Below are 12,340 nucleotides of genomic sequence, written 5' to 3' on the forward strand. Positions count from 1 at the left end.
GCCAAATTCGACCAACAAAATATCATTTGAGTGTTTTGTTTTTAGTTCCCTTAGGTCAGATATTCGGGTTCAGTACGGGTCTCGGCAAATTAACCCGGGTCGCGAGGCCGCTGACGACAATTTGAAAGGACAAACCATGCCAGCGCTATTGGACACCGTCGATCCCTCTGGGCTCGAAGAGTTCTCGGTCGTGTTTACGGATAGGTCGCTGAACCACATGTCGGTTCAGTTTCAGCAGGTGATGCGCGACATCTCGGGCTTGCTGAAGGATGTGTATAATGCGGATGGTGTGGCGATTATCCCTGGTGGTGGCACCTATGGCATGGAGGCCGTCGCCCGGCAATTTGCGCGCAACGCCAATGTATTGGTCGTTCGGAATGGGTGGTTTTCCTACCGCTGGAGCCAGATTATCGAATCCGGTGATCTGACGGCGTCAGCGACGGTTCTCAAAGCTCGTGAAACCGGCAATTCCAGCCCGTCTCCCTTTGCCCCCGCACCGATTGACGAGGTTGTTTCAACAATCCGTGAACAGCGTCCGGATGTTGTATTTGCCCCACATGTAGAGACCTCGGCCGGTGTCATTCTGCCCGATGATTACGTGACCGCCATGGCCGCCGCGGCGCACGAGGTGGGGGCCTTAATGGTGCTGGACTGCATCGCGTCGGGTTGTGCCTGGGTCGATATGAAGGCCACCGGTGTGGACGTTCTGATCTCGGCGCCCCAGAAAGGGTGGAGTGCATCGCCCTGCGCGGGCCTTGTCATGCTATCTAAGCGCGCCGAAGCGCGGTTGGAGGAGACTACTTCGGACAGCTTTGCCGTTGATCTGAAGAAATGGCGGCAGATCATGCAGGCCTATGAAAATGGCGGGCATGCGTATCACGCGACCATGCCCACGGATGCGTTGAAGGCATTCCGCGATACGATGGTCGAGACCCGCGACTATGGGTTCGACAAGCTGCGGGACGCCCAATGGGCGTTGGGCGATGGTGTGCGGGCGATGCTGCGGGACAAAGGCATCGTTTCGGTTGCGGCAGACGGATTTGGCGCGCCGGGTGTCGTGGTCAGCTATACGGCGGACCCGGATGTTCAGAATGGCAAGAAGTTTGCCGCTTTGGGCATGCAGATCGCAGCAGGTGTGCCGTTGCAATGTGATGAACCCGAAGGTTTCAGCACCTTCCGCCTTGGTCTGTTTGGTCTGGACAAACTATACGACGTCGACGGCACCATCGGACGGCTCAAGCGCGTGCTGGATCAGGTTCTGTAAAACCATTCGGGCCTTAGCGTACGCCGAGGCCCATTTGCATCAAGGTCTTGCGAACAGCCGGCAAGGAATAGAGCGCATTCAGCCCCATTGCCCGCACGTCCCTTAACGGTCGCGCTTCAATCATTGAGGCGCGGTTCAACAGATCGATGCCTTTGACCCGCATCTCAATCTCGGTATGGCGGGCTTTGTGATAGGCATCGAGCATCTGTGCATCGCCCAGACCTTCGGGGCGGGCCTGCGCCAGTTCCAGCAGGCTGCTCAGATCACCCAGCGACATGTTCAATCCCTGTGCACCAATTGGCGGCACCACATGGGCGGCCTCTGCCATCAGCGCGACTCGCTCGCCAGCCAGACGTTCCGCTGACTGGCTGATGATCGGCCAGATGGTCCGGCGCGAAGCCAGTTTTAACGGTCCGAACAACCCACAGGACCGTTCGGTCATCAACGCTTCAAACGCCTCGGGCTCGGTGTTGAGCAACTCAACCGCGCGGGGTCCGCGCTCCATCCACACAATCGCCGAAGACGGTTGCCCCTGCCAATCGGGCAGGGGGACCAGGGTGAACGGCCCGCCCGAGCGGTGAATTTCGGTCGAAACATTGTCGTGCGGGATGGGATGTGTGACTGCAAAGGCCAATGCTTTCTGGCCATAGCGCGTGGTATGGACGTTGATCCCAGCCGCCTCGCGCATGGGAGAGTTGCGCCCGTCAGCGGCGACCACCAGTTTGCAACGAATGCGGCTGCCGTCACTCAGGCCGACACGCGCTTCGGCAGTGCGGGTGAACAGACTGACAGTGCCAGTACCGGGGCGGAAATCGACGTTGGGCAGTTCGGCCAGTCGTGCCACCATCTCGCGCCGCAACAGCCAGTTGGGCAGGTTCCAGCCGAAGGGCAGATCCGAAATATCTGCGGCGTTGAAATCGCGTACCACGCGGGGTTCAGGAACGTCTCCACCTGCGTCCACAATCCGCATGATCTGCAAGGGGGCCGCGTGTGGGTCCAGCCGTTGCCACAACCCACATTGCTCTAACAAGCCGTGCGCCGGTTGCAAAAAGGCGGTGGTCCGCAAATCAGAGCCGTCCACGTCGCGCTCGGTTATCGGGAGCGTCGGGTCGACACAAATAACGTCGAACCCGGCGGTTCCAAAGGCTGCCGCAGCGGTCAGACCGGCGATTCCGCCGCCTGAAATCAGGATGTCACAGCTGTCTTTCATGACCTTGGCCTCCGAGTGTTGGGCAGAACCTAGTTCGGTTCTGCATCGGGTGCCAAGTGACATCCTGTCCCGCGTGTCAGCCGCGTGAAATCAGGATGAGGATCAGGAACATCACCGGCACCATCATCACGGCTGGGATGTATAGGCCCGGCAGACCGAACAACAGGGCAGAACAGCCCCACATGCTGAAAATCGCGGCCGCTGTATAACCCCACTCTTCGCCCTTTGCATGAGCGGCATCTTTGACTAACCAGCCAAACAGGGGAACTGCAAATAACAGGCGCTGCCAGATGGGCAGGCGTCCGGGCATCTCGATCGCGCTCATGGGGTCTCCGATTCTGTTCGTCGCTGAGGCGCATATAGGGTCGATCATGCACCTGCAGAATGTGCAGATCGTCGCAGTGTGACAGCCTATCGCAGGCGGGACAAAAACGCAGTCAGATCGTCGGTGTGATGGTGTATATGATCGGCCTTTTGCGGCTCGGGCGCTACGTGAACAGTGCGCATTCCCATCGCGTGCGGAGCAGCCAGATTGCGCGGATCATCTTCAAACATGGCCGCCTTGTCGGCGTCGATGCCATCCTGTGCAAAGATCGCCTCGAACGCGGCCTGTTCGGGTTTTGGACGATAGCCCGCGTGTTCTACGCCATAAACCGCATCGAACAAACCGCTGAGGCCGCGTGCTTTTAGCACACGTTCGGCATAAGGCGCGCTACCGTTGGTGTAAACGATGCGACGGCCAGGCAGGCACCGGATGTGGTCGGCCAACTCGGCGTCGGGGTCCATGTGGCTCATGTCCACCTGATGCACGGCATACAGATAGGGTTCGGGGTCCAGGTCATGCTCGGCCATCAAGCCGGCCAGCGTGGTGCCGTATTCCCGCCAATAGTGCGAGCGCAGACGATCCGCCTCGGCTCGGTCGACGCCAATGGCCTGCACCACGTAATCCGTCATCAGAACCTCGATCTGGTCGAATAGTTGCATATGAGGCGGGTACAGCGTGTTGTCGAGGTCGAACACCCATTGGGTGACGTGCGAAAAAGAAGGTTTGACCATGGGTTGGGTTTAGGCCGCCATGCACAGGTTTTCAATGCTACACTTGATTGCACGGGCCTGAGGCGGATAGACATGTCCGAACGAGGAGAAAAAACACCCCATGCCGCAATCCCGTCAGCCCAACAAAGACGCCTATAGCCTTATTCTCGAAGCGATTGATGTGGGCGTTTACAAGCCCGGCGACCGATTGGTCGAAAGTGAGCTGGCAGAACGATTTGGCGTGTCTCGTACACCTATCCGCGAAGCGTTGCAGCGACTTGAGACGCAGTCCCTGCTAGAGCGTGACGGACGATCACTGATCGTGGCCTCATTGGATCACAACCAAATGGCCGAACTTTATGTGGTCCGGCGCGAATTGGAAGGGTTGGCCGCAAAGCTGGCCGCGAAACACGCCACCGAAGAAGAGATCAAAGTGCTGCAGGACATGGTCGCCGCTGACGATGCGTTGGTGAATGATCCAACGGCACTGTCGCGGGCCAACCGGCGGTTTCATGAACAGATCCATCTGGCTTCGCACAACCGGTATCTGGTGCAGCAGCTGAATCTTGTGCACCGCACAATGGCTCTGATGGCTACGACGTCTCTTGCCGTTCAGGGCCGCGGCGAGATTGCGCAAAGCGAGCATAAGGGCATTGTCGAGGCGATCACCGCCCGTGATGAAGAGGCGGCAGAGCGCGCGCTGAAAGAACATATCTCGGTGGCCTTCATGACCCGGCTGAAACAGGATGCGGTGCTGCGCGAGAAATGACCGTCAGTGCGGCTGTACTTCTTCGCGGGCCTGCCCATGCTGAGTTTTGTCCCAGAAGAACGGGTTGCTGGCCAGTTCCCACAGGGCTTTGTAGGCGGCTAATACGCCTAGCGGAAAATACAGCGGCATTGTTGGAACCCACGGCGTCAGGAACCGTCTTTCCTGTGCTGCAACGGCCAGCATTCCAACGATCAGATTGGTGATCTCGGCCGCCAGAAACAGGCTGATGAGTGCGTAGAAGGCCCAATCAGACAAAAGCGAATCGAACGGGCCAGGCAAGCCCAGTGTTGCTAACCAGAACAGCCATAGGACTGGTGCCAGTAGAAACTGGCCAATAGTGCCTAAGAAGAACGCCTGAACGCCAAGAAATCGCTTGAACCCGATGTCGCTTAGCAGACGCCGCGGCGCACGCATGTGCACCAAATAGGTCACCATGAACCCCTTCAGCCAGCGCGAGCGCTGCTTGACCCACGGCCAGGCACGAAAGTTTGCCTCTTCATAGGTGGTGGTATCGACCATCTCGGTTCGATACCCCGCACGGCTGAGGCGCACGCCCAGATCTGCATCCTCGGTTACGTTGTGGGCATCCCAGCCGCCAAGCTCCAGCAATTTATCCCTGCGAAAATAGAATGTTGTGCCCCCAAGGGGGACGACCAGACCCAGATGCGCAATGCCTTGCAGGATGATCCGAAACCAGCTGTTGTATTCGATGGTAAAGCAGCGTGACCGCCAATTTGTGCGCGGGTTGTAATAATCCAGAACACCTTGCAGGCAGACGACGTCTTCGTCAGCCCGCGCAAAATGCCGGACCACCCGTTCGATCTGATCCGGTTGCGGCGCGTCCTCGGCATCCCACACACCCAGAACGTCGCCACGGCAAAAATCCAGCGCGTAGTTCATCGCGCGGGGCTTGGTCGTCAGTCCATTCAGTTCCGGGACTTCCACCGTTCTGATCCAGCTAGGCAGATCCACTCGGCTTAATGTGGTGCGCGTTACCTCATCTGAGGCCTCCAGCACCAGAATGACATCCAACAACGCCTTTGGGTAGGTCAGGCGTTGTAGCCGCTTAATTAAAGCGCTTGCTATTTCTCGTTCTTTGTAAAGGGGCACCATCATCGATACGCGTGGCAATCGCAGCGGGACAGGCTCGGGCGCTGGGCACACTTGGCGGCATCTCATAAGGTATGAGACCAAGCCCACAATGCGCAAAACCATGAACAAGAGCAGTGAAACGGTGGCCGTGGTCAAAAGAGCAGCCAGACCAACCAGAGGAAAGGCTGTAAAAAAGAAAAGAAGTCCCGCAAGGGCCGCGATGGGACCCGCGCGCTTTGTCGGCGTCCATGATCGACAGCTCTGATCCTTGTCGACCCGGGTTTCCGCGCCTTTTGCCAAAGTTTCGGAAAATGCACTGGCAATCGCGTGATCAATCTGACTGGCCGATGCAAGTACCGGGGCAATCGTGTGTTCAGTGTCGGACAGGGCGGCGCGGACCGCGGCAAAGCGGTTTGGATCCGCGGTCGCGATCAGCAGGATCGGGCCGATGCGCAACCACGGGATCACATTGTGCTTTAGCCAGAATTCGACCGGTTTGATGTCACATAAGGTCGGGGAGGGGGGCGTGTCTTTCAGATCAGCAATTTGCAGGTTGGTCTGCTCGGACAAAGCATCCATGACTTCCTGACGGCTGATCCAGCCCTCTCCGACAAGGATCTCGCCTAGTGGAGCCTGTTGTCTGGATTGCAAATGCAGCGCCTTTTCGAGCTGCGCGGGGGTGATGCATCTACGTTCGAGTAAACAGGCGCCAAGGGGTTTCCGCGCCCCAACAGAAATCGGCGCGGCGCGCGCGAATTGCTGCAGGCTATGTTCAACCATAAAAAAAACCCTGACACGGTGACCCGCGTCAGGGTGGCTCAATCAAGGTTAACAGCGCGTTAACACTATACGATGAAGTGGTTAAGCCTGCGCTTTCTTGTCTGCCATTGCTTCGGCAAAGCGTTCGAACAGATAGTAGCTGTCCTGTGGGCCGGGCGAGGCTTCGGGGTGGTGCTGCACTGAATAGACAGGGCGATCGGTCATGCGGATGCCGCAGTTGGACCCGTCAAACAACGAGCGGTGGGTTTCCACAACCCCGTCGGGCAGGGACTGGGCGTCCACCGCAAAACCATGGTTCATCGAGGTGATCTCGACCTTGCCGGTATCCAGATCTTTAACCGGATGGTTGGCCCCGTGGTGGCCGTGGTTCATCTTTACGGTATGGCCGCCCAAAGCCAGCGCCAGCATCTGGTGTCCCAGACAGATGCCAAAGACGGGCAGGTCGGTGGTGCCCAAAACGTCTTTGATCATCGGCACGGCGTATTCACCGGTGGCTGCCGGGTCTCCGGGGCCGTTCGACAGGAACACGCCATCGGGATTATGGGCCAGCACCTCGGCGGCCGTCGCTGTTGCAGGCAGAACCGTGACGTCGCATCCGGCCGAGGCGAGGCAGCGCAGGATATTGCGCTTTGCGCCAAAGTCCACGGCGACAACTTTATGAACCGGAGCTTCCTGACGTTTGTACCCGTCTGGCCAGGCCCACCGCATTTCATCCCAGCGATAGCTTTGGGCGCAGGTGACCTCTTTGGCCAGATCCATACCTTCCAGACCGGCAAAGCCACGCGCGGCAGCAACCAGGGCCTCGATATCAAAGTTTCCGTCGGGATCATGTGACAACGCGACATGTGGTGCGCCTTGCTGACGGATGGCACGGGTCAGGCGACGCGTGTCCACACCACCGATGGCGATGCGGCCACGGCGGGCCAGCCAGGTTTTCAATTCTTCGGCCGAGCGCCAGTTCGAGGGCTCGGTCGGGTCCCATTTGACCACCATCCCGGCGGCAACCGGATCGCCGGTCTCGTCATCCTCGGGGTTCACGCCGACATTGCCGATATGAGGGAAGGTGAAGGTCACGATCTGTCCCGCATAAGAGGGGTCAGTCATGATTTCCTGATATCCGGTCATGGCGGTGTTAAAGCACAGTTCAGCCACGGTTTGGCCGGTGGCGCCGAAGCCCATACCGTAGAACAATGTACCGTCGGCCAATGCCAGACATGCGGTGGGCTTGGACGGGGCGTTCTGGGCCATGGCGCGACTCTCCTGCAAGGTAAACCGGCGCATACCTAAGGGGGTTGTACGCTCGGGTCAAGTCTGTTCAATTTTTGGGCTATTGTTTAAAATCAACAAGTTAACCATATGCACCCCCTGTTGTATCGCGCTTTTTGTTTCGATATGGTCGGGGTTCCTTTGCCATGGGGATGGACAGAACATATGGATATGCGATCACGGGTGAACACTGCCCTGAAGCAAGCAATGAAAGACAAGGATGCCGAGCGCTTGTCGACGCTGCGCCTGATTAATGCTGCGATCAAGGACCGTGACATCGCCTCGCGCGCGTCTGACAACGAAGAAGCCAAAGGCTGCGGCGACACAGAGGTGCTTGAAATTCTTGGTAAAATGACCAAGCAGCGCAAGGAAAGCGCCCGCGCTTATGAAGAGGGCAGCCGATTGGATCTGGCCGAACGGGAACTGCGCGAGGTCGAGGTCATCGAGGAATTCTTGCCCAAGCAATTGGACGATGACGAGGTGAGCAAGGCCATTCAGACCGCAATCACGGCCACCGGCGCCGGGTCGATCCGCGACATGGGCAAAGTGATGGGTGAGCTGAAAACCCGCTACACCGGCCAGATGGATTTCGGCAAGGTTGGCCCGATGGTCAAAGATCAGCTCTGCGCTGCGCCAGGCGGCAGCTGCTAAGCAATATTGTTTGCGAAGATGCTAAAGCTGCGCGACAGGCTCGCGCAGTTTTTTTGTGAGCTCATCAAACAGCGAAATCCGCTCTTCCTCAGACAGAAACGCGCCGATTTCAACTTCGCGGCCGTCACCGGTCAGTGTGACATAATTCGGGACCGGGCCGCCGCGCTCATGCATTTCGGGACGCGCCCAATAGCGGTTGCAGGACCACTCCTGCTGCCCCCGTTGGGGGTGATGCTGTACCAGACGGGCTTGCGTGCGGGTCAGGGTCAACACCTCAAATACGCTGCGTGCACGGTAATTGGACTGGATCGCGAACCACAGTCCCAGAACGGTCAACAGCATGAATGGCAGCAAACCCCACAGCAAAACCGACCCAAGAACAGCCATCAGGGGAATCAAGCCAAACAGGAAGACCGCCAACACCACACGCATCGCCCAGCGTGGGGGCAGAGAGTTGTGCGGCCACAGGCGCAACTCTTGCTCGGAACTTGAGGTTTGATTCCATCGATACGGCATGGTGCAAAAATAGCGCAACACCTGCCGGTGTCTAACAGGAAAGATCAGATGACGTGCCCAACTCTGGCCCACGACAACGCGTCGTCCAGCCGGTCATCGCCCCAGAAAACCTCGCCGCGAACGACCAGGCTGGGGGCGCCAAAAACGCCCAGTTTTGTGGCCTGTTCTGTTTCGGTTTCAAGCGCCGAGATCGTGTCCGGGCTGCGGGCGCGTGCAAGGGTCAGGCGCGGGTCCTGCTGACACCGGTGCAGTGCTTCTGACAGCGCTGTTTCGCTGCCCGCCTCAATCCCTTCTTCGAACCAGATGCGGTACAGGTTTTGGGTAAAGGACTTGCCCCAGCCATCCGACATACCCAGCACAGCGACCTGATTGGCCAGCGCAAGATCCGAGATCGGGTAGGGTGCAGGAAGCGTTGCGTGCAGGTGGTACTTTGCGGCGCGCCGCTCGATATCACGCCACATATATGCGGATTTGGCCGGTTTGCCCGCAAAGGGAATGTTCTGTTGTTCGGACATTATGGTGCGCACGTTGAACGGGCGCCAATTGACGGTCGCGTCATGCTCATCACACCAATCATCCAGGCGCATGATTGTCAGGAAGCTGTATGTGCTGCCGATGGAAAACCAAAAGTCAATTTCGGGCATCTGATGGCTCCGATCCCAGGGTTTCTGGATACATGATACCCTAATTTGGGCAGATTATCGAACGCACCCTGAAATGGCGTTGCGCACGCGCCAACTCGGGTCGCTCTAAAACAGAACTTTTTCGATGGGTTGCGCGGGTTGAGGCGCAACCCCGCAGTCGGTCATCTGCCGCAAGTCAATCTCGATGCTGCGACAAAGGGCCGAGATCGGAACATCGGTCACATCCCCTTCGAACGGATCCTCCATCGAGGCGCTGACGCGTTCGGTGACAAAGAAGATCCAGCAGACCAGCGCCCCAACCGGCGCAAATGTCAGCCAGTCGAAGATAACAAGCTGCAATACGGAGATATCTGTTTCGGGGATGATCGATCGCTCGTCGTTGAACGCCAGCGGCAGCATGAAGATGAAGATCCAACTGAAGACGCGACCGACTTCGGCAACCTGTCTTGGGAACGGTGTGTTTTTGATGCGCTCACATTGCCCCTGCGTCGTCGTAAACCGCGCGAGGCGGTCCATCAGGGCGACGTGCCAATAGGGGTCAATGCCACGGCTGCGCGCCAACTCAGCAAGCTTTTCGCCCTGAAGAAACATCAGATAGGCGGCGCGATTGCTCTTGCCTTCAAGCCTGGGCAAGTCGCTTTCCAATTGGCGTTCACGCCAGCATTCGGGCTTTTGATGCAGCTCGGTGCGGTCTGAAATAGGTTTGTGTCCAAACATCCATGGACGTCGGCTGCGTCCTGTCGGTGAGGGTTGGCGCAGCTGAAAGGCAAGCATATTGAGCCATGCGATGTGACGTTCGATGAGTTCGTCGCGCAGCGCGGGATCAATCGGTGTGCCGTCGGGCAGTACCAGATTGCTAATAGTGTTGCCCCAGTCCCTGCTGGCATTGACGATCTCGCCCCAGATGCTGCGCGCTTCGGACCAGCGCGCAAAGGCCGATGTGTTTTTGAAGCCCAGAAAGAATGCCACTGCCAGCCCGAGCATGGTGACGGGCGGGCTGGGGTTCGAGATCAGCTCGATTGTCGTGAGTTCATCCGCCAGTACAACCAGCAGCGTCCATGTCAGCACGATGCAGATAAAGCCAAAGGAGCCTTTGACCATCTGTCGTACAGTTATTCCGTCGTGAAGGATCATGACCGACCGGGTCCTGCGCAATTGGCGATTGCAGATCAGTCTAACGGCTTATTCTCGGGCAAGTCTATGCCAGCGTTGTTTAATTCTCGAGGTCTGAAAAATGAAAAGCCCCGCATCTGCGGGGCTTTGTCAGTCTATCTTGCCGGGATTAGTGGGCGTGGCCTTTATCCCAGTCTTCCTGCTTTGGCAGCTGCTCGAACGTGTGCTCGGGCGGCGGGGTCGGCAGGGTCCATTCCAGCGTATCCGCGTATTCGTTCCAGGGGTTCGGCCGGGTCTCACGCTTGCCACGCAGCAGGGCGTAGATCACGATGCCGAAGAACAGCAGGAACGAGGCGAACGAGATGAACGCGCCAATCGACGATACATAGTTCCACTGGGCGAATGCCTCAGGGTAGTCGATGTAGCGGCGCGGCATGCCCTGACGGCCCAGGAAGTGCTGCGGGAAGAAGGTCAGGTTGGCGCCAATGAAGAACATCCAGAAGTGAACCTTGCCCCAGAATTCCGAGTACTGGCGACCTGTCATCTTGGAGAAGTAGAAGTACATTCCCGCAAAGATCGCAAACACGGCACCCAAGCTCATCACGTAGTGGAAGTGCGCAACCACGTAATAGGTGTCGTGATACGCACGGTCCACACCGGCTTGCGACAGAACCACACCGGTCACACCGCCAACGGTGAACAGGAACAAGAAGCCGAAGGCGAACAGCATTGGTGTCTTGAACTCGATCGAACCGCCCCACATGGTCGCGATCCACGAGAAGACCTTAACCCCGGTCGGCACCGCAATTACCATCGTGGCCAGCATGAAGTACGCCTGCTGACGCAGTGACAGGCCAACGGTGTACATGTGGTGCGCCCACACGACAAAGCCCAGCACACCAATCGCGATGATCGCCCAGACCATCGGCAGGTAACCGAAGACCGGCTTGCGCGAGAAGGTTGCGATGACGTGGCTGATGATGCCGAACCCAGGCAGGATCACGATGTACACTTCCGGGTGGCCAAAGAACCACAGGATGTGCTGATACAGGATCGGATCGCCGCCACCGGCGGGATCAAAGAAGGTGAAGCCAAAGTTGCGATCCATCAGCAACATGGTGATCGCACCTGCCAGAACCGGCAGGGACAACAGAATCAGCCACGAGGTGACAAAGATCGACCAGCTGAACAGCGGCACCTTGAACAGGGTCATGCCCGGGGCACGCATGTTCAGGAAGGTGGTGATCATATTGATCGCGCCGAGGATCGAGGAGGCGCCCGATACGTGCACGGCAAAGATCGCAAGGTCCATGGACATGCCGCCTTCGGTCGTAGACAGCGGCGGGTACAGAACCCAGCCTACGCCCGAACCGAGCTGATCGTTACCACCGGGGCTCAGCAACGAGGCCACACCCAGCGACGTACCAGCGACATAAAGCCAGAAAGACAGGTTGTTCATCCGCGGGAAGGCCATGTCCGGTGCACCGATCTGCAACGGCATGAAATAGTTGCCAAATCCGCCGAAAAGCGCGGGGATGACCACGAAGAACATCATCAGAACACCGTGGTAGGTGATCATAACGTTCCACAGGTGTCCGTTAGGCGTACAGAGCTCGGCTCCGCTACCGAACAGTCGGAAGCCTTCCAGGCACATATGCTGCACCCCGGGTTCCATCAATTCGATCCGCATGACAACAGTCATCAGAACTGAAATCAGACCGGCAAGTGCCGAGACGACCAGGTATAGAATCCCGATGTCCTTGTGGTTGGTCGACATGAACCAGCGCTGGAAAAATGTGCGCTGGTCTTCATGGTCGTGACCATGAATGGCTGCGTCTGCCATTATAGGTGCCTCCTGTTGCAACTGCACCGCGCAGTTGGACCTCTCCAACGCGCGGGATTCCTGCTGGTTTTAGATTGCGGGGGGACGACCTTCAATGGTCGAGTTTGATCTGGATCAAGATTAATTGTCGCGGGCAGGAGGGCGACCCGCGAAATTT

General features: G+C 57.9%; 12 protein-coding genes. 3 read left to right on the forward strand and 9 right to left on the reverse strand.

What is annotated here, in order from left to right; translation table 11 throughout:
- Positions 1-136: 136 nt before the first annotated feature.
- Positions 137-1,264, forward strand: a complete 1,128-nt coding sequence (locus AC2FID_RS01410; protein WP_282118728.1) for an aminotransferase class V-fold PLP-dependent enzyme — start codon at positions 137-139, stop codon at positions 1,262-1,264.
- Positions 1,265-1,277: 13 nt separating this feature from the next.
- On the opposite strand, the gene AC2FID_RS01415 is transcribed toward AC2FID_RS01410, so the two are convergent.
- From AC2FID_RS01415 to AC2FID_RS01425, 3 genes are all read right to left on the reverse strand, one after another.
- On the reverse strand, positions 1,278-2,474 hold the full coding sequence (locus AC2FID_RS01415; protein WP_496835066.1) for a UbiH/UbiF family hydroxylase: 1,197 nt from the start codon (positions 2,472-2,474) through the stop codon (positions 1,278-1,280).
- 76 nt (positions 2,475-2,550) lie between these two features.
- Complete coding sequence (locus AC2FID_RS01420) at positions 2,551-2,799, reverse strand: hypothetical protein (protein WP_282118726.1); 249 nt, start codon at positions 2,797-2,799, stop codon at positions 2,551-2,553.
- Positions 2,800-2,885: 86 nt separating this feature from the next.
- Positions 2,886-3,530, reverse strand: coding sequence for a pyrimidine 5'-nucleotidase (locus AC2FID_RS01425; protein WP_496835068.1), 645 nt, complete (start codon positions 3,528-3,530; stop codon positions 2,886-2,888).
- 100 nt (positions 3,531-3,630) lie between these two features.
- Here AC2FID_RS01425 and AC2FID_RS01430 point away from each other — a divergent pair, with 100 nt between their 5' ends.
- The gene (locus AC2FID_RS01430; RefSeq protein WP_058273905.1) at positions 3,631-4,278 is read left to right on the forward strand and encodes a GntR family transcriptional regulator; all 648 of its coding nucleotides are present in this window, start codon (positions 3,631-3,633) and stop codon (positions 4,276-4,278) included.
- A gap of 3 nt (positions 4,279-4,281) precedes the next feature.
- Here AC2FID_RS01430 and AC2FID_RS01435 read toward each other — a convergent pair whose 3' ends face one another.
- Both AC2FID_RS01435 and carA read right to left on the reverse strand, forming a co-directional pair.
- Entirely contained in the window at positions 4,282-6,150 is a 1,869-nt protein-coding gene (locus tag AC2FID_RS01435) for a glycosyltransferase (RefSeq protein ID WP_496835070.1), read from the reverse strand.
- A gap of 81 nt (positions 6,151-6,231) precedes the next feature.
- A complete protein-coding gene (carA, locus tag AC2FID_RS01440; protein WP_496835072.1) occupies positions 6,232-7,398 on the reverse strand; it encodes a glutamine-hydrolyzing carbamoyl-phosphate synthase small subunit in 1,167 nt (388 codons plus the stop codon).
- 183 nt (positions 7,399-7,581) lie between these two features.
- Between carA and AC2FID_RS01445 the strand changes: the two genes are divergently transcribed.
- Entirely contained in the window at positions 7,582-8,067 is a 486-nt protein-coding gene (locus AC2FID_RS01445; RefSeq protein WP_058274249.1) for a GatB/YqeY domain-containing protein, read from the forward strand.
- Positions 8,068-8,088: 21 nt separating this feature from the next.
- Here AC2FID_RS01445 and AC2FID_RS01450 read toward each other — a convergent pair whose 3' ends face one another.
- The 4 genes from AC2FID_RS01450 to ctaD form a co-directional block, all read right to left on the reverse strand.
- Positions 8,089-8,583 carry a DUF2244 domain-containing protein gene (locus tag AC2FID_RS01450; RefSeq protein ID WP_496835011.1) on the reverse strand — a complete coding sequence of 165 codons (495 nt, stop codon included), beginning with the start codon at positions 8,581-8,583 and terminating at the stop codon, positions 8,089-8,091.
- Positions 8,584-8,627: 44 nt separating this feature from the next.
- Positions 8,628-9,227, reverse strand: coding sequence for a 2-hydroxychromene-2-carboxylate isomerase (locus AC2FID_RS01455; RefSeq protein ID WP_282168546.1), 600 nt, complete (start codon positions 9,225-9,227; stop codon positions 8,628-8,630).
- 105 nt (positions 9,228-9,332) lie between these two features.
- Positions 9,333-10,361 (reverse strand): bestrophin family protein, encoded by a 1,029-nt coding sequence (locus AC2FID_RS01460; RefSeq protein WP_496738760.1) that lies wholly within the window; start codon positions 10,359-10,361, stop codon positions 9,333-9,335.
- A gap of 148 nt (positions 10,362-10,509) precedes the next feature.
- Positions 10,510-12,183, reverse strand: a complete 1,674-nt coding sequence (gene ctaD, locus AC2FID_RS01465; protein WP_058277640.1) for a cytochrome c oxidase subunit I — start codon at positions 12,181-12,183, stop codon at positions 10,510-10,512.
- Between the last annotated feature and the right edge of the window lie 157 nt (positions 12,184-12,340).

The sequence above is a fragment of the Ruegeria sp. CDSC068 genome, from assembly GCF_059610545.1.

What these genes read in the sequence shown, in the direction of transcription:
- AC2FID_RS01425 (WP_496835068.1), bottom strand. Translation starts at nt 3,530, where the DNA reads ATGGTCAAACCTTCTTTTTCGCACGTCACCCAATGGGTGTTCGACCTC.
- AC2FID_RS01435 (WP_496835070.1), bottom strand. Translation starts at nt 6,150, where the DNA reads ATGGTTGAACATAGCCTGCAGCAATTCGCGCGCGCCGCGCCGATTTCT.
- ctaD (WP_058277640.1), bottom strand. Translation starts at nt 12,183, where the DNA reads ATGGCAGACGCAGCCATTCATGGTCACGACCATGAAGACCAGCGCACA.
- AC2FID_RS01455 (WP_282168546.1), bottom strand. Translation starts at nt 9,227, where the DNA reads ATGCCCGAAATTGACTTTTGGTTTTCCATCGGCAGCACATACAGCTTC.
- AC2FID_RS01450 (WP_496835011.1), bottom strand. Translation starts at nt 8,583, where the DNA reads ATGCCGTATCGATGGAATCAAACCTCAAGTTCCGAGCAAGAGTTGCGC.
- AC2FID_RS01445 (WP_058274249.1), top strand. Translation starts at nt 7,582, where the DNA reads ATGGATATGCGATCACGGGTGAACACTGCCCTGAAGCAAGCAATGAAA.
- carA (WP_496835072.1), bottom strand. Translation starts at nt 7,398, where the DNA reads ATGGCCCAGAACGCCCCGTCCAAGCCCACCGCATGTCTGGCATTGGCC.
- AC2FID_RS01430 (WP_058273905.1), top strand. Translation starts at nt 3,631, where the DNA reads ATGCCGCAATCCCGTCAGCCCAACAAAGACGCCTATAGCCTTATTCTC.
- AC2FID_RS01420 (WP_282118726.1), bottom strand. Translation starts at nt 2,799, where the DNA reads ATGAGCGCGATCGAGATGCCCGGACGCCTGCCCATCTGGCAGCGCCTG.
- AC2FID_RS01415 (WP_496835066.1), bottom strand. Translation starts at nt 2,474, where the DNA reads ATGAAAGACAGCTGTGACATCCTGATTTCAGGCGGCGGAATCGCCGGT.
- AC2FID_RS01460 (WP_496738760.1), bottom strand. Translation starts at nt 10,361, where the DNA reads ATGATCCTTCACGACGGAATAACTGTACGACAGATGGTCAAAGGCTCC.
- AC2FID_RS01410 (WP_282118728.1), top strand. Translation starts at nt 137, where the DNA reads ATGCCAGCGCTATTGGACACCGTCGATCCCTCTGGGCTCGAAGAGTTC.